A 15,982-nucleotide genomic window follows, 5' to 3' on the forward strand; every position below is an offset into this window, starting at 1 on the left:
GTGGGGCGCGCGCCGGGGCGAGCTGCCCGTGGATGACATCAGGCCCGAGCTACAGGCGCTGCGCGAACGCCAGCGCCGCACCGGGGACGACGCGCGCGCCGAAGCCCGCGAGCGCCGCCACCAGCGCGGCTACCGCACCGCGCGGGAAAACCTCGCCGACCTGGTAGACCCCGACTCCTTCCTCGAGTACGGCCAGCTCGCGGTGGCCGCCCAGCGCAGCCGCCGCGACTACGGCGAGCTGCAAAGCGCCACCGCCGCCGACGGCATTCTCACCGGCACCTGCACCATCAACGCCGACCGTTTGGGTGGCGAGCGCACCCGCGCCGCGGTGGTGGTCAACGACTACGCGGTGCTGGCGGGCACCCAGGGATACTTCCACCACTACAAACTCGACCGCATCTGCGAGATCGCCGAGGAGCAGCACCTGCCGGTGGTGATGTACACCGAGGGCGGCGGCGGGCGACCCGGCGACACCGACGTGCAGACCCAGATCGCCGGCCTGCACCTGCGCTCCTTCCGCAACTGGGCGCGGCTCGCCGGCCGGGTGCCGCGCATCGCGGTCAACAACGGTTACTGCTTCGCCGGCAACGCGGCCCTGTTCGGTTGCGCCGACTTTACCATCGCCACCCGCAGCTCCTGGATCGGCATGGCCGGCCCGGCGATGATCGAGGGCGGCGGCATGGGCAAGGTGGACGCCCGCGAGATCGGCCCCGCCGACGTGCAGGAAAAAAACGGGGTGATCGACATTGTCGCCGAGGACGAGGCCCACGCCACCGCGCTCGCCCGGCAGTTGTTGTCGTACTTCCAGGGCGACGACCCGCAGTGGGACTGCGCCGATCAGCAGGGCCTGCGGGACATCGTGCCCGAGGACCGGCGCTGGGCCTACCCGGTGCGCCGGGTGATCGAGACCATCGCCGACAGCGGCAGCTTCCTGGAACTGAGGCGCGTGTTCGGCCGCGGCATCATCACCGGCTTTATGCGCCTGGAGGGCCGGCCGGTGGCGTTGATCGCCAACGACTGCCAGCAGCTGGGCGGGGCGGTGGACGCGGAGTCCGCGGAGAAGGCGGCCCGCTTCCTGCAGCTGGTCAATGCCTTTGGCCTGCCGGTGGTCTCGCTGACCGACACGCCCGGCTTTATGGTGGGCCCGGCCAGCGAGGCCGCCGCCGCCGTGCGGCGGATGTCCTCGCTGTTTGTCAGCGGCGCCGCCCTGCAGGTGCCGGTGGTGGCGATTTTCCTGCGCAAGGGCTACGGCCTGGGCGCCATGGCCATGACCGGCGGCAGTTTCGTGGCGCCGGTCTACGCCGCGTCCTGGCCCACCGGCGAGTTTGGCGGCATGGGGCTGGAGGGGGCCGTGCGCCTGGGCTTTCGCAAGGAGCTGGAGGCGGTGGCAGACCCCGCCGAGCGCGAGGCCCTGTTCGAGAAACTGGTGGCGCAGTTGTATGAGTCCGGCAAGGCCACCGAGGCCGCGGCCTTTCTGGAAATTGACGCGGTGATCGATCCCGCGGATACCCGCCAGGTCATACTGGCCGCGTTGCGCTCCGCCGCGTTATAGTGTTCGCGAGCCACACGGCTCGCCATGAAAAACAATAAATACGACACAAGGAGGGAACATGCGCCTTTCCCTGTTGCTGGCGGCCGCGCTGGCGACTCCGATAGCCGGGCTGTCGCTGCCCGCGGATGCCCAGGCCCAGGCCCAGGCCGGGCGGCAATTGCTGTGGGGGGACACCCACCTGCACACCACCTATTCGTCCGACGCCTTCGCCAACAACAACCTGGTGGCGGACCCGGACACCGCCTACCGCTACGCCCGCGGCGAGCCGGTGGAGCACCCCTATCACCGGGCCAGGGTGCAGATCGGCACCCCGCTGGACTTCCTGGTGGTGTCCGACCACGCCGAGTTCCTGGGGGTGATCCGCAATACCTATTTTGAGGGCGTGGACACCAGCGACCTGGGTCTGCTGGACAGCCTGAAGGCGCGGTTGGCCACCTGGATCCTGCAGCGCCACGTGGATCGGGGCGAGGGGCGGTTGTTGTTCGTGGACGTGCTGCCCGAGCCGGGCGATCCACGCGCCGCCGCCGAGGCGGCCCAGCTGGGCGGCAACGTCGGCTGGCTGCCGCCGATGCCGGAGGTGGAGGCCAACACCTGGCGCCAGATCACCGAGGCCGCCGACCGCTACAACGCGCCGGGGGAATTCACCGCCCTGATCGGCTGGGAGTGGAGTTCGATCCCGGCGGGGGCCAACCTGCACCGGGTGGTGGTGTCCGACGCCGACGCCGCCCGGGCGCAGCAGTTCCAGCCCTTCGGCCTGGACGACAGCCCCTATCCCGAGGACCTGTGGGCCTGGCTGGCGGAAACCGGCGAGGCCACCGGGGTGGACTTCCTGGCCATTCCGCACAACTCCAATATCTCCAAGGGCTTTATGTTCGACACCCGCACCCTGCGCGGGGCCGCCATGACACCCGACTACATCGCCACCCGGCGGCGCTGGGAGCCGATCGCCGAGATCACCCAGATCAAGGGCGATTCGGAGACCCATCCGGACCTGTCGCCACAGGATGAGTTCGCCGACTTCGAGGCCTATCCGCACTACATCCAGCGCCACATCACGCCCTACGAGGCCAGGCCCGGGGACTACCTGCGCCCGGCGCTGATGCGCGGCCTGGAACTGGAGCGCGAACTGGGCGCCAATCCCTACCAGCTGGGTTTTGTCGGCTCCACCGATTCGCACACCGCGCTGTCGTCCGCCGAGGAGGACAACTTCCACGGCAAGATGGCCACCGACTCCATCCCCGCCAACAAGACCCTGGGCTGGAGCGAGGAGGACGGCGGCACCAACGGCTGGGCCATGTCGGCCTCCGGCATGGCCGCGGTGTGGGCCGAGGACAACACCCGAGAGGCGATCCTGGCGGCGATGAAGCGGCGCGAGGTTTACGCCACCACCGGCCCGCGCATCGGTGTGCAGTTCTTTGCCGGCTGGGGTCTGGGCGCCGAAGACCTCGAAGCGCCGGACCTGTACGCGCGGGCCACCGCGGCGGGGGTGCCGATGGGTGGTGAACTGTCGGCGGCAGATGCCGCCAGCGCCGGGGAAGAGGGCGCGGCGGGTGAGGGCGCATCCAGTGAGGGTTCACCGAGCGAGGGCTCCCCAAGCTTCCTGGTCCAGGCGCTGATGGACCCGGCCGGCGCGCCCCTGGACCGGGTGCAGATCGTCAAGGGCTGGCTCGATGCCAGCGGCAAGTCCCACGAGAAAGTCTTCGATGTGGTGTGGTCCGGCCACCGCGTACCCGGCGCCGACGGCCGCCTGCCGCCGGTGGCCGACACCGTCGACCGCAGTACCGGCCGGCTCGGTGAGAACGAGGGCGCGCCGCAGCTGCTGGCTCACTGGCGGGACCCCGGGTTCGACGCCGGCCAGGCGGCCTTCTACTACGTGCGCGTACTGCAGGTGCCCACCGCCCGCCACTCCTTCCTCGACGCGCTGGCGCTGGGGCAGGAGAGCGCGGCCGGCTACCCAGATACCATCCAGGAGCGGGCCTATACCTCGCCCATCTGGTATCGGCCCCCCGCTAACTGAATGGAGTACTAAAGGCATGCAAAACCTGTTCGATATCCGCGGCAAGGTGGCCATGGTAACCGGCGGTTCCCGCGGCATCGGCGCGATGATCGCCCGCGGCTTCCTGGAGCACGGCGCGCGGGTCTACATCACCGCGCGCAAGGAAGCGGAGCTGGAGGCCGCGCAGAAGGAACTGGCGGCGGCGGGCGACTGCATTGCCCTACGCTCGGACCTGTCGACGCTGGACGGGATCGAGGCTTTGGTGGCGGCGGTGTCCGCGCGCGAGCAGCGCCTCGACATCCTGGTCAACAATGCCGGCGCCACCTGGGGCGCGCCGCTGGCGGAGTTTCCGGAGAGTGGTTGGGACAAGGTCATGGACCTCAACGTGAAGTCGCCGTTTTTCCTCACCCAGCGCTGCCTGCCCCTGTTGCGCGCCGGCGCGGCGGCCAGCCCGCGCGCCCGGGTGATCAACATCGGCTCGGTGAACGGCATGATCAACTCGCACATGCCGAACTATTCCTACAGCGCGAGCAAGGCGGCAATCCACCACCTGACGCGGCACCTGGCCACCGAGCTGGCCGGCGACGGCATCAATGTGAACGCCATCGCCCCGGGGGTGTTCCCTAGCAAGATGACCGCGCACATGCTGCCCGAAGAGGAAGAGCTGGTCCGGGGTTTCCCCATTTCCCGCATCGGGGCGCCGGAGGATATCGCCGGCACCGCGATTTTCCTTTCGTCGCGGGCCTCGGAATGGATGACCGGGCAGGTACTGGCCCTGGACGGCGGGGTGGTGGCCGCCGCCTAGGCCCTCAGCGGTCCGCCGAGGCGGTGGTGGGCCGCACGTCGTGCCCGGCCGCAACGGCGTGCCAGCGGAAGTCGCCGCGCTCCAGCTGGCGGTGATCCCGGCGGTAGCTGCGCGCATTGAAAGGGTAGAGCGAGGCGATCTCGCCGTCGGCGCGCTTGTACCAGCTCTGGCAGGCGCCCGCCCACACCGTGTCCTGTAGCGCCGCGCGAATCTCCGCGTTGTAGCGCTGGTAAGCGTCCTCGGTCACCTCAATGGCGCTGCCGTCGCCGGTGCTGGCAATGGCCTGCAGGATCAACTCCAGCTGGGCCTCGATCATGTACACCACCGAGGTGGTGCCGACCCCGGTATTGGGGCCGGTGGTGAAATAGAAGTTGGGAAAGCCCGGCACAAAGCCGCCCTTGTAGGCACGCGGAATATCCGCCCATTCCTCGCTGAGCAGACGGCCGTTGCGCCCGCGCACTACCGCCGCGCGCATATAGCCCTCGAGGTCGAAGCCGGTGGCGTAGACGAGTATGTCCGCCTCGCGCAGCTCGCCGCCGGTGGTTTGCACGCCCTCCGGGGCGATGCGCTCGATACCCGCGGTGACCAGCTCGACGTTGCGCCGGTTCAGCGCCTGGTAGAAATCGTCGGCGATCAGAATGCGCTTGCAGCCCATGGGGTAGCTGGGCAGCAGCGCCTCCGCCGTTGCCGGTTCCGCCACCTCGGCGCGGATATGCGCGCGGATCATCCGCTCAAGGCGCTCCCGCCAGCGCGAGCGGCGGCGGGTTTTGACCACCGGGAACAACAGCCACTCGCCGCGCAGGAACAGGTAGTGGCGGTACAGCCGCCCCAGCCAGGGCCAGCGGGCAAAGCGCGCCTTTTCGCGCTCGCTAAAGGCCCGGTCGAGCCGCGGCGCGATATAGTTGGGGGTGCGCTGGTACACATCGATGCGCGCCGCCACCCGGGCCAGCTCCGGCACCAGCTGGATGGCGCTGGCGGCGCTGCCGATCACCGCCACCCGCTTGCCGCTGAAATCCACCGACGCATCCCACTCGGCGGAATGCATGCTCGGCCCCCGGAAATCCCCGCGCCCGGGAATATCGGGGTAGGCCGGCAGGTGCAGGCCGCCACTGGCGAAGATCACATGGCGGCTGTGGCGCACACTGCCATCGCCCAGCCGGGCCCGCCACAACCCGCGCTCCGCCTCCCAGTCCAGCGACACCACCGCCGTATTCAGGCGGATGCGGTCGCGAATGCCGTACTTGTCCACACAGCGTTCGATATAGGCCTGGATCTCCGCCTGGGGCGCGAACTTGCGCGACCAGTTGGGATTGGGCTCGAAGGAGTAACAGTACAGGTGGGAAGCGATATCGCACGCCGCGCCGGGATAGCGGTTGTGCCACCAGGTGCCGCCGATACCCACGGCTTTCTCGCAGATAAGGAAGTTGTCGATGCCGGCTTCGCGCAGGCGGATGCCGGCGCCCACGCCGGCAAAACCGGCGCCGACGATCAGCACCTGAAGGGGAGGGGCGTCAGCGGCGAGCTGTTCAGTGTGTGGGATGGCGCGGTTCATGCATCATTTTCCCTGCGAGCTGCGGGTAGAGCATAGCAGGCCAGGGCAGTCGCCGTCACAGCCGTGGCCGCTTTCACCACGCGCGTGGTTTCGTTCGAGCGGTGAAGAGAATGGATGCCGGTTTATGAGTCTGTGGATCGATGGGCTCGCGGATGGCCTTTATTTTGAACCCATTCGCCAGAAACAGTGCAATCCAGCTTTCGAGCGTCCTGAAGTACCACGGTGCGGGGTCGGTGAAGCTGGCGTCAAAGCCGGCCCATGAGCCGTCGCGCCAGCCATCGATATAGGGCATATCGCTGGCAAACAACGGATGCAGCGTTTGCACGATAAAAACGCCCCCCGGTTTCAAGCACGCCGGTACCGTACTGAACAGCGCCTCGACCGACTCCTTGCCCAGCAGCGAGAGATTGCAGACGACGACATCGAACAGCCCCTCAAGTGACAGTTCCGCGAGCGTTTCGTAGGAAGTGACCAGAAACCGGCCACCACCTCCGGCCTTTGCCTGTTCGATCAGCTCTGGTACCGCGTCAACGCCCACCAAATGCGTGACATGGGGAGCGAGCTGGCGACAAAGCCAGCCCTCGCCGCAACCGATATCGAGCACGGCATCGGGCGAATGACCCAGCACAGCCTCGACCATGGCCTGGTTCGTGACCCGCTCGCGGGTGCCAATGCGGTTGTTGCGAACAGCGCTTGTCCACTGGGACGCATTCTTGTGCCAGGAGTCGATGATCTTCTCATCGCTGTGCGAATCCATAGATTCTTCGCCTTCTATAGTGCGCATCTATTGTGCATGGCTACTGCTCTCCACAAAAGTGTATAGAGATTAGCAGTTAAGCCGCGCGGTGGCAGTGCTATCTAGCGACGAAGGAACTCCGAAACGATTCTGGTGTGCTTTCCACGAGCTTTACTCGAACTCGGCATGCTCGGGCAGGCGATTGTTTATGCTGTACCAGGGCGCTTTCTGAGATACCCAGATATGACCCTTCTCGTTGGATTGAGGATCATCATCCAGGGAGCCCAAACGCAAGATGATGGAGTGGTCAACTAATTTTTGACAACCCAGTTAAGCGGCTTTCTTCATTTCTGCCATAGCTGATTCGTACTGACTGGGACTGGTGTAATCCAGGTACGAATGCAGCCGCTGGCTGTTATAGAACATCGCAATGTAGTCCAGTATGTCCTGCTGCGCCTCGGCGCGGGTTTGATAATGGCGCCACTGAACACGCTCTTTCTTCAGGCTGGCAAAGAAGCTCTCGGCCACTGCGTTATCCCAACAGTCGCCTTTTCGGCTCATGCTGCCAACAAAGCCATGCGCTTTGAGTAGCTGCCGGTACGCCTTGCTCGCGTACTGCGAGCCCCTATCCGAATGCACGATCAGGCCCGCAGGTGGGCGTCGCCGCCACAGGGCCATCTGCAACGCATAGGTGACCAATCGGGCGTTTATCCGTGATCCCATGCTCCAGCCCACGACACGGCGACTGAACAGGTCAATAAATACGGCTAGATACAGCCAGCCTTCCTGAGTCCAGACATAGGTAATATCCGATACGTACGCCTGATCAGGGGCAGAGACATCGAACTCCCGCTCCAGCACGTTCTCGAACACCGGCTGCCTGTGATTACTGTTCGTCGTCACCCTGTATTTCTTGCGGTAACGTGCCTTTACACCGGCCTCGCGCATCAGAGAACGGGCTTTCCTGCGGCCTACCGGGTATCCCAGGGCATTGAGCGCCCGCTTCATTCTTCGCGCTCCGTAGCTGTAACCACTGGCCTCCGCGATTTCCTTGACTGCTGACAACATCGCCTGACGCTCGGGGTCCGGTTGTTGACTCGCTTGTCGCTGGCAATGTTGGTAAAAAGCACTACGACTCACACCCAGTAGCCGACACATCAAGTCGGCTGGCCAGGTCTTCTTGTGTCGGGTGATAAACGCGTATTTCACCGCGTTTCCTTGGCAAAGAAGACCGTCGCCTTTTTTAAAATGTCTTTCTCCATCTTCAAGCGGCGATTTTCTTCCCGGAGCTTCCGGATCTCAGCCTGCTCCGCCGTGAGCTTGCCATTGCCACGAAAAGCCTTTCCATCGCCCTCTGTATGTTCTTTGATCCAGCGGCCCAGCATATTGGCATTGATCTCCAGGCTGCGGGCGGCCTCCGCACGGCTATAACCCTGCTCCAGCACAAGGCTGATCGCGTCCAGCTTGAATTCCTTCGAATATTTCTTTCTCGAGGTCATGTAGTACAGTCTCCAGTTGAGGGTATTGTCCCTTAACTGGGCTGCTCACATCCATTGAACCATTCCATAATATGCGGCGTACCCTCTCGTTTGGCATAAATCTGTGTTCCGCAGTTGGAACAGAAGTAACGCATCTTTCCTTTGGATGACTCGAAAGCGCCCAGCGCATGATTGCTGGTCAGCGTGAAGTCACTGTCCTTTACCGCCGCAACGCTGGAGAACGCTGCCCCATGTGCTTTGCGGCAAGTCACGCAATGGCAATGGACAATATCGCTAACTTCTCCATGAATTTCATATTTCACGCTTCCACAAAGACAGCTACCAGTGATCATGCTCACCTCGATTCTTAGGACGGTTCAGTCGTGCGGTAAAGCAGCCCGAGCGCGATAGTAGTTGTCGCGGGCTCGCGGCTACGCCGCCCCATAGTGCTAACTCAGGGCTTTCTACAGGCCTTCCTTTGCTCGGGTAATTGCGGCTTCAATCGCAGCCTTGGCTTGCGGACTGTTTTTCCAGCACGTTGTTCTCAACATTGACGCAACCATGTCGGCGATGACATCCGCTTGGTAGGTGGCCAGATCGGCAAGCGAGTCGATGCCGATTTCTTCAAATCGTTTTAGAACGGTTGGGCCAACGCCCTTTACGGCCAGGAGGGCCTTTCTTTCGGGGTCCGAAAACGCCACAAGAGCTCCTTAGAAGTACAATAGTGCCAGGCGCAGGATGCGAGATGGCGGGCAAGCTATTTTAGTCTGTCGGATTTCTGCCGGGATGACTAGGGAGCGGCTATTGTAGCGTCAGGAAAGCCAATCTGAAATCCGAAAATTTTACGCAGGAGCGATGACTTAGTCCAAAAGATGCACTAGAAAGTGTAAGGCCCGCCCCTATATTTTTTGAGCATCGATCTCTTTCTGGAGTTCGACTGCTTTTGGGTAGCCTGCTTCAACTGCTTCGTTTAAGAAAAGTAGCCCCATAGCTTTTTCATCGGCACTACTTTGCTCTTCGCGATAGACATTATTGACGAGAAAAACCATCATTTTGGCATGCTGATGACCTTGTAGCGCTGCTTTTTTATAAAGATCTGCGGCTGTTTCTAAGCTTTGTGTGACACCATTACCTTGAAAGTAGAGTTCGGCTAGAAGTGTTTGTGAGCTGCTACCACCCAAGTTCGCGGCAATAGAGCACCATTCATAAGCCTTTTCGTAATTTTTCTCAAAACCATGTTCTCCGTAACTGTAGGAATAACATGCGTTATGAGCAACCGAAAGGTCGTTGGTCTTTGGTGTTGTTGCGCAACCTGTGCTAAGAACTAGAAGAAGTGCTGATATTGAAAAGCTACGCATGCATGTCCTTTTAAAATAATATTCAAAGTCGAAAACTGCGAAACTGGGGGCCGAAACTGGAGTTAGGCCTTAAGTTTTGCATGTCTTCATTTCTGCTAGATTTGTGGCTGTATTCAGCTGTGTCAAATGTAGGGCCTGACCCTATCTTCCCCGGTGACCACATTGTTAAGTTTTCTGACTCCAAAGCTCAGCTTCATTGACATAGGCTCGATAGAACACAAGGCCAAGTTCTGCCAAGGCCACTGGGTGGAGATCACGGATCCTTTCCCGGAGATGCTGCCATGGTGGGTTGTACCACTTTCCTCTATTCTTGAAACGAACAACTTCAGGATCGGTAGGCAAGATTCTGGTATCCAGATCGAGCAATATATCGGGTGAATTTAAATCTATCGTCAAAGTCCCATTTTCCAGCTGTGATGAAATTGAATTGAGCTGAAAACCACGTCCACTCTTGTCAACTACTGCCATCTTAAGAGGCCTGGTTACTGTGGGCGAAACGCTATGCATCTCTGCATTTCGTGCCTGCCGTAAAAACACCAACAAAGGGTCTTTTCTCCGCAGGTCAGTGTATGGCTTATGCCATTGCTGGAAGCCCGTTTTTGATTTGAGCGTTCTTTCGGTGAACTCCCCGGCTCTTTCTATCCGGAATAGAAAATTCTCCCAGCTTTCCTGAAATTCAGAAAAATCTGTGGTGGATTTCATGTAATCGATCGCTTTATTCGCGATGTCGAGATCTTTCTTGGGACCTAATAGATTCATGGCGGTAAACTGGGGTCGGGCCTTAAGTTTTGCATGTCTTAATTTCTGTCAGATTTGTGGCTGTATTCAGCTGTGTCAAATATAAGGCCTGATCCTATCTTCGGAGTGTGGCGAGCGGATTATTGCGTTTGTTAGCCGCTCTCATTGAGCCATAGCTCCAAGTTGATTTGTAAAATCCGTCAATACTGCTGTAACTGATTTGTCCCCAGAAAAGGATACAGAGGCAATCACCTTGCCATCTTCAAGATCTACCACGGTCCCATTAAATCTGGTGAACGACCAATAAAACACATCAAAATATGCGTTGTAACTAAAGCGTAATATTAATTCAGTAGGAAGCCTCGTTACTACGCCGACAGAGCCGGATCTGCTTGTTGTTTGCTCAGTTCTTATTTCTGATTCTCTATACTCTATTTGAGTCCTACCAACCGATTCGGAAGTTACAGAAAATCCGTGACTTAGGAGCAAATGCTCAATTTGACCAGTGATATTTTGATCATCACTTGTTGGCGCTACTACCGTAATTTTTGCATCACGACTAATTTTTTGCTTTGGATTCGAGGATACAGATACGGTTCCACAAGCAGATACTATAAGAAAAACCACGAATAGTGACCCAAATCCCAGGTACTTTTTCATCCTTTCTCCCAATCGGTTATCGTCGCCAACAGCGGCGGGCTTGGAGCGGCAAAGCTGCGGAAAGACAGTCCAGTGCACGTAGTGCGTGATGTTGCTTGGCTTTGTTAAAAGAAGATCTCGTGACCAAACTGAACCCCCGCTTTATTAATAACAGTAGTGCGCCGCAAAAAGAAGCGCATTGCAAGATCGCTCGGTTCGTGCACGGAGCTGGGGTCAGGCCTTAAGTTTTGCATGTCTTAATTTCTGTCAGATTTGAAGGAAAATGGGGTCAGGCCTTAAGTATTCGTGTCTTAATTTCTGTCAGATTTGTGGCTGTATTCAGCTGTATTCAGCTGTATCAAATGTATGGTCCGACCCTTCTTCCCGCGTCGTGGAGCGAAGCGTTCGCAGCAGTACCTCATTAAAGTTTTTCAATAATTTGTCTATGAACTTCTATATGCTCGTTTAAAGTTGCAGGTGTCAGCCAAATACGAACATAACCGTTCTTATAGTCATAAGAAATTGTGTTTGAATCTAGTAGTTCCTCAATAGCTGTTCGATCCTCATCAGAGACTTTATACTGAACCGATGCCTGTTTATTCCCTCTCCTAGCTACCGTCATTTTTTTTGTGCCGCCTATAAAAATGGTCGCGCCATTTTTTCTGTGATTAATTCGATTATCAGAGCAGGTGCTAACGATTATAGGCGTGAGTGTTTCTATTACTTGAGCAGTTTCAGGTGACTTGCCTTTCAGAAACTCGAAGCCATGTAGTATTTCGCCTTCTTCTTCGATTTCAGGTTCTTCAAAACTGTCTATAATTTTCGTAAAAATCATTGAGACTTCATCACCCACTCGGTATAGATTTGCCTGGATGCCGATCATTGGGACGCTGTGCGATAAAAGGTTAATGACGTTGTAGAATCTCGTATTGATCTTTTCTGCCACAAGAACGGCTGTATGTTGTCTTTTGGGGCGTTTCTTTTTCTCGATATCCCAGTATTCGATAGTTCTAATAATATGAGTTTCGTCGGTTTCGCCAAGCATCACTTCAATTTCGTAGAGTTCTTCGTCGGAACCTTTCATCAGAATATCTAAACGGCCACCAGAAGATTGTTTTTTCTCTTTTGATACAAGCTCTAAATCGCCCAAGCCTAAACACGCTGGGCTTTGGCTTATATAATCTTGCAGCCAGTACTCGTCCAGGCCGTGATCTCTAATTGAGACTAGTTCCAAGGTTTGAATATTCTGCACGTAGTTTTTTCTCCTGTGGTTCAAAAATTTGCCGTAGGGGCGCTATAAACGCGCTGCGTTCTTGGTTCCTTGGATTGGCTGGCGAGGATAAGCAATGCATAACATCATTTCACTCAGAGTCAGGACTGTCTTTAGCTGTGTCAAATGTAAGGCCTGATCCTATGTTCCCTATCTTCCTTTTCAACGAGGTCTTGAAGCTCTCCAGTATTGCTTTGTTTGTAGCTAGAATCACGTGGTCACGCTCGATTATAAATTACATGGCGCCGCAACCGCGTATCGGTTTTGGCGTCCGGCTCCGTAGCGCGACATATCTTGGTTTATTATTTTTGCCCGGGTATCTACGAAAACAAATCGAAATCATCCGAATCGAAATCGCCATGAATATCAGCGTCATCTGCTTCAGTGATATCACCGTTTTCCTGCTCATAGCTGCTGGTTTCGACAATTGGCTCTTCGAATTTATAGCTCAGATCGCTATATTCAGCGCCGCCGAATTCAAGCGCGTCTAATCCGCCAATGTTCGCCAACTCGGCATCGAATGATTCCAGAGCCTGTTGCAACTGGTGTTGATGAATTGCGCTTGTTATAAGGTCGGCGGCGATAAAGCCTGTAAATACTCCAAGAGCTGTTTTAAGTGTAGTGTTGTCCCGCGCGCCATTTTTTAAGTTCTGTTGATAGGCGGCAGGGTTTGCTCGCATCTGATGCAAAGTCAGGATCGCAGCTTGATCTCCGCTGTTCAAGATGTACCTTTCAACTGCATCCTTCTTGTCTGCAGGAGTTGATGCTTGCGAAAGCTTTTCTTGTACTTTCGATTTGAACTTTAGAGTGTCGGGCGAATCAGATCCCTCGAGTGCATCTACCATACCGTCTAACACAAGCAACAACCGTTCTCGTAGTGCAGCGTCCGTGATATACGCAAGTCGATTTAGATCGGCCGATATCTTTAAATTGAAAGCAGCCTTTGACTCCTTTCTTGAAGCAAAGAGTTTCTTGATTTTTAACCGAGTAGCATCGACGGTGAGTTTTTTATCTGTAACCAGGTCGTCATGCTTGATAAGGGAGCTTGCCATTTTTAGCTCTGACTGCTCAACTTTGCCATCTGCGACTATGCATCCAGCCAACACTGTAATCAGCGCCTCGACGTATAGAGACTGATCCGGAACCCCTGCGTTTGATGGATTGCTGTCGGGATGGTCAGGGTGTGTCAAGATCTCATGACATGGTGCCGAAGGAGGTGAGGCTATTGGTTTAAGTGCAGCAACCTCCGCAGAGTTGTTCTTGCCTTCGTTCTCTTTCTGATTGTGGGCCCAATAACCAAGTGCGGCTCCGAATATTCCGCCCAAGATGAGGCCGCCCATTCCCCAGAAGTATGCGGAGATAATGCCGGCGATCAAGGCCCCGCCCAGTATTCTTGATCCGACATCAGCTTCCTCTATTTTCTTACTCACAGTTGCCTCCTGGTTCTACTCAGCAATCATAGCACTGGCAACAAAGCTAGCGAGTAACGGCTGTAGTTCATCATTTTTGTGTACCCCCATTCGGTACCTCCATAGTCTCGGAAAAGCCCCGTCCACTAAAGTGGTTTAAGATTAACGCGAAGTGGCGGATAGGACCTCTCAGCCTAATGCTAACGGCCGTTTTTCGTTATGTTTTCTTGCGGTGCTTTCCGTCATTACACTCTATAACAAAATTGTCGTACGGGTTCTACCCCGTTTCTACGGATCGTAAGCAGGCCGGCCACCATCCTCGTTTTTGTAATGTTTGTCGAAGGGGGAAAGGTCGAGCTTGTTATCGATTAAGAAGTGTATGGCGTGTTCAAAGTTGCCTGGCTGCAACTGTTCCTTGAAGTTGATCACCACCATGGCGTCTTGGTTAAAGTTGTCGGCCTTAAACTTCGGCATTTCTGAAATCCTTTCAATCTACAATGCCATTTTATCGGTTTTTACCGAATTAAATGAGGTTTTTCTACAGCCTCAACGCCTTGCTAAGGGGCAGCCTAAACGCAGTGTAGGCTGTCCCGCGGAGGCCGCGTCTTTTTCGGCCGAAGCGAATTGCCTGGCCGTGCTAGCTTTTGCTCTCAATTTCGACCGGTTCTCTAACCCAGCCCTTTGCATGTGTATGCCGGATATCAACAGAAAAATGCGGAGTGTTATTTTCTTCGCTAAATTTAGTTACTTGGTTTTGGTCAAAACGACATAGCCAAACATGGCCCGCCTCCAATACAACAGGCAATTCATTTGAAAATGGATCGTGCTCATTTTCGCTCATCATGCTTTTCTTGAAGCCTTTAGGCGAATCACATTGAGAGAAGCGAATTTCCAAAATCGTCGTGGCTGACCGACCAGTATTCCTAACTTCTACCACGACAAAAGGCTTCATTTTTTGAGGTACTCCAGCAGGCTTTCTCTCCTCGCCGGGCATAAGCTCAAATTTTCCTTTCCACTGATACTCGTATGGAGATATACGTACATCCAACTTTGGTCCAGATAGCTTCCACTTGAGAACATTCCAAGCAAACACGATGCTTGAGAGAATTGCTCCCCACCATGCAACATAATCTATATTCTCATTCATGCATAAGCTCTGAAAATGAAGCTAGCGCCGCATTCACCGGTAAATTAGGAGCGAAGCGAGTGATTCATGATCTTCACCCGATAAACGGGCACGGTTATTTTCATGCTGCTAATAGCTCATATTCTATAGGGGGGGTGATAACCGATACCAGAGTGCAGCCGCGTTCGATTGTCGTAATTGTTGATATAGCCCGCCAGAGCATATCGCAGTTCCGTAGCGCTACAAAACACTCGACCTCGTATCAACTCAGCTTTAAGCGAATGAAAAAATGATTCCATATGTGCATTGTTAGTGCATTGTCCTGGCGACTCAAGCTATGTACGATCCTGCTGTGCCGCAAGGCGGCCTGAAATTCACTAACTCGATATTCAGCGCCTCTATCAGTATGAATTTCTGTCTTGTCTTGTTAGGTGACATCCTCTCCATTCGCTTTTTTGCGAGGCCTAGGGAGAACTTTTGAGTAAATCTCTTGAAGAGTTGAATTAGTCTCTTCCATCACCTCTATGGTAAACGCCAGAAACCAATTGAAACCACGTTGAGCATCTACCATCTCTGAATCACTTACCGAGAGATCTTCCAGGCGTTTCGGGTGCATTAGTCGGTGTCTTACCTCCAGGGCACGAACTAGTGAAGACCATCCCGGGTGATTAAAATCTAGTTCATACGCAGGTCGTACTCTACGAACAATCCTTACAATGGCTTTAAGATTACGCTCCAGAGGTATGTATTTCGTCCGTATGCGAATATTTCCTCGTTCCCCTACTTCATAGGACTCTTCTTTAAGCACAGACGCCTCAGCCGGATTTAGCGGGAGTGATGTCATTCCAGATTTTGCTACAGTAAAAAGTCCCTCAATAGCTGCAAAAATGGCTCTTACAGTTAGCCTTCTCTGATAGTCAGAATCCTCTTTAGAAAGTATGTCAGAGCTTCTTATAACATCTCCAATTAGGACATGTACGAATGAGTCTTCTCTAAATTTCTCTGTAGCTTGCTCCGCGTCCATCTGGTCCACCTAACGGTCATTTTTAATGGAGCCTACGGTCCCATAAGATACATTAGGAGGTAAACCTTTTGATTCGCTGGTATCGCTTTGTGATTCTGCAGGCGCTTGATAAACCAAGTAAAATCCAGTGAACCAATTTAATAACTAAGCAAAAAAGGTTCGCCCCCCCTTCCCCGACGCTGCATTCGCCAAAAGGTATAACCTGCCAGCCGGGTCATTTCAAGGGCGGAAAATGCCCCGGCTGGCGATCGCCGCTACTTAAGTTAGGGAAGGGGAGGGAAGTGACCGGCTCCGGCACC

At 55.9% G+C, this 15,982-nt stretch carries 16 protein-coding genes and 1 pseudogene; 3 read left to right on the forward strand and 14 right to left on the reverse strand.

Annotated features, from left to right (window positions below; all coding sequences use genetic code 11):
• Positions 1-28: 28 nt before the first annotated feature.
• Genes JYP50_RS06740 through JYP50_RS06750 form a run of 3 tightly spaced genes read left to right on the forward strand, consistent with a single transcriptional unit; the run spans position 29 to position 4,353 of the window.
• Positions 29-1,552 carry an acyl-CoA carboxylase subunit beta gene (locus tag JYP50_RS06740; RefSeq protein ID WP_347136733.1) on the forward strand — a complete coding sequence of 508 codons (1,524 nt, stop codon included), beginning with the start codon at positions 29-31 and terminating at the stop codon, positions 1,550-1,552.
• Between the two features lie 58 nt (positions 1,553-1,610).
• Positions 1,611-3,569, forward strand: a complete 1,959-nt coding sequence (locus tag JYP50_RS06745) for a DUF3604 domain-containing protein (RefSeq protein WP_206559717.1) — start codon at positions 1,611-1,613, stop codon at positions 3,567-3,569.
• Between the two features lie 16 nt (positions 3,570-3,585).
• Positions 3,586-4,353 (forward strand): SDR family oxidoreductase, encoded by a 768-nt coding sequence (locus tag JYP50_RS06750; protein WP_206559718.1) that lies wholly within the window; start codon positions 3,586-3,588, stop codon positions 4,351-4,353.
• A gap of 4 nt (positions 4,354-4,357) precedes the next feature.
• Here JYP50_RS06750 and JYP50_RS06755 read toward each other — a convergent pair whose 3' ends face one another.
• The 14 genes and pseudogenes from JYP50_RS06755 to JYP50_RS06820 form a co-directional block, all read right to left on the reverse strand.
• On the reverse strand, positions 4,358-5,905 hold the full coding sequence (locus tag JYP50_RS06755) for a flavin-containing monooxygenase (RefSeq protein ID WP_206559719.1): 1,548 nt from the start codon (positions 5,903-5,905) through the stop codon (positions 4,358-4,360).
• 73 nt (positions 5,906-5,978) lie between these two features.
• Positions 5,979-6,662 (reverse strand): class I SAM-dependent DNA methyltransferase, encoded by a 684-nt coding sequence (locus tag JYP50_RS06760; RefSeq protein ID WP_206559720.1) that lies wholly within the window; start codon positions 6,660-6,662, stop codon positions 5,979-5,981.
• A gap of 309 nt (positions 6,663-6,971) precedes the next feature.
• Positions 6,972-8,140 (reverse strand): IS3 family transposase gene (locus JYP50_RS06765; protein ID WP_431311290.1). Its coding sequence is split into 2 segments (ribosomal slippage): positions 6,972-7,888 and positions 7,888-8,140, totalling 1,170 coding nucleotides; the frame shifts between segments, so codons are not numbered across the junction.
• 32 nt (positions 8,141-8,172) lie between these two features.
• Positions 8,173-8,472 carry a GFA family protein gene (locus tag JYP50_RS06770; RefSeq protein WP_206559722.1) on the reverse strand — a complete coding sequence of 100 codons (300 nt, stop codon included), beginning with the start codon at positions 8,470-8,472 and terminating at the stop codon, positions 8,173-8,175.
• Positions 8,473-8,583: 111 nt separating this feature from the next.
• Positions 8,584-8,820, reverse strand: coding sequence for a helix-hairpin-helix domain-containing protein (locus JYP50_RS06775; RefSeq protein ID WP_206559723.1), 237 nt, complete (start codon positions 8,818-8,820; stop codon positions 8,584-8,586).
• Between the two features lie 198 nt (positions 8,821-9,018).
• Complete coding sequence (locus JYP50_RS06780) at positions 9,019-9,477, reverse strand: tetratricopeptide repeat protein (protein WP_206559724.1); 459 nt, start codon at positions 9,475-9,477, stop codon at positions 9,019-9,021.
• A gap of 165 nt (positions 9,478-9,642) precedes the next feature.
• On the reverse strand, positions 9,643-10,236 hold the full coding sequence (locus JYP50_RS06785; protein ID WP_206559725.1) for a hypothetical protein: 594 nt from the start codon (positions 10,234-10,236) through the stop codon (positions 9,643-9,645).
• A 141-nt stretch (positions 10,237-10,377) separates the two neighbouring features.
• The gene (locus JYP50_RS06790; RefSeq protein WP_206559726.1) at positions 10,378-10,875 is read right to left on the reverse strand and encodes a hypothetical protein; all 498 of its coding nucleotides are present in this window, start codon (positions 10,873-10,875) and stop codon (positions 10,378-10,380) included.
• A 400-nt stretch (positions 10,876-11,275) separates the two neighbouring features.
• Positions 11,276-12,106 (reverse strand): hypothetical protein, encoded by an 831-nt coding sequence (locus JYP50_RS06795; protein WP_206559727.1) that lies wholly within the window; start codon positions 12,104-12,106, stop codon positions 11,276-11,278.
• A 338-nt stretch (positions 12,107-12,444) separates the two neighbouring features.
• On the reverse strand, positions 12,445-13,554 hold the full coding sequence (locus JYP50_RS06800) for a hypothetical protein (protein ID WP_206559728.1): 1,110 nt from the start codon (positions 13,552-13,554) through the stop codon (positions 12,445-12,447).
• Between the two features lie 267 nt (positions 13,555-13,821).
• Positions 13,822-14,007 (reverse strand): hypothetical protein, encoded by a 186-nt coding sequence (locus JYP50_RS06805; RefSeq protein WP_206559729.1) that lies wholly within the window; start codon positions 14,005-14,007, stop codon positions 13,822-13,824.
• A gap of 163 nt (positions 14,008-14,170) precedes the next feature.
• Positions 14,171-14,680: a hypothetical protein gene (locus JYP50_RS06810; RefSeq protein WP_206559730.1), complete on the reverse strand. Its 510-nt coding sequence runs from the start codon at positions 14,678-14,680 to the stop codon at positions 14,171-14,173.
• Positions 14,681-14,780: 100 nt separating this feature from the next.
• Positions 14,781-15,071: pseudogene (locus tag JYP50_RS21740) on the reverse strand (IS3 family transposase); the annotation flags it as partial.
• Between the two features lie 15 nt (positions 15,072-15,086).
• A complete protein-coding gene (locus tag JYP50_RS06820; RefSeq protein WP_206559732.1) occupies positions 15,087-15,683 on the reverse strand; it encodes a hypothetical protein in 597 nt (198 codons plus the stop codon).
• Between the last annotated feature and the right edge of the window lie 299 nt (positions 15,684-15,982).

Source organism: Parahaliea mediterranea, from assembly GCF_017255185.1.
Classification (GTDB): domain Bacteria; phylum Pseudomonadota; class Gammaproteobacteria; order Pseudomonadales; family Halieaceae; genus JAFKCZ01.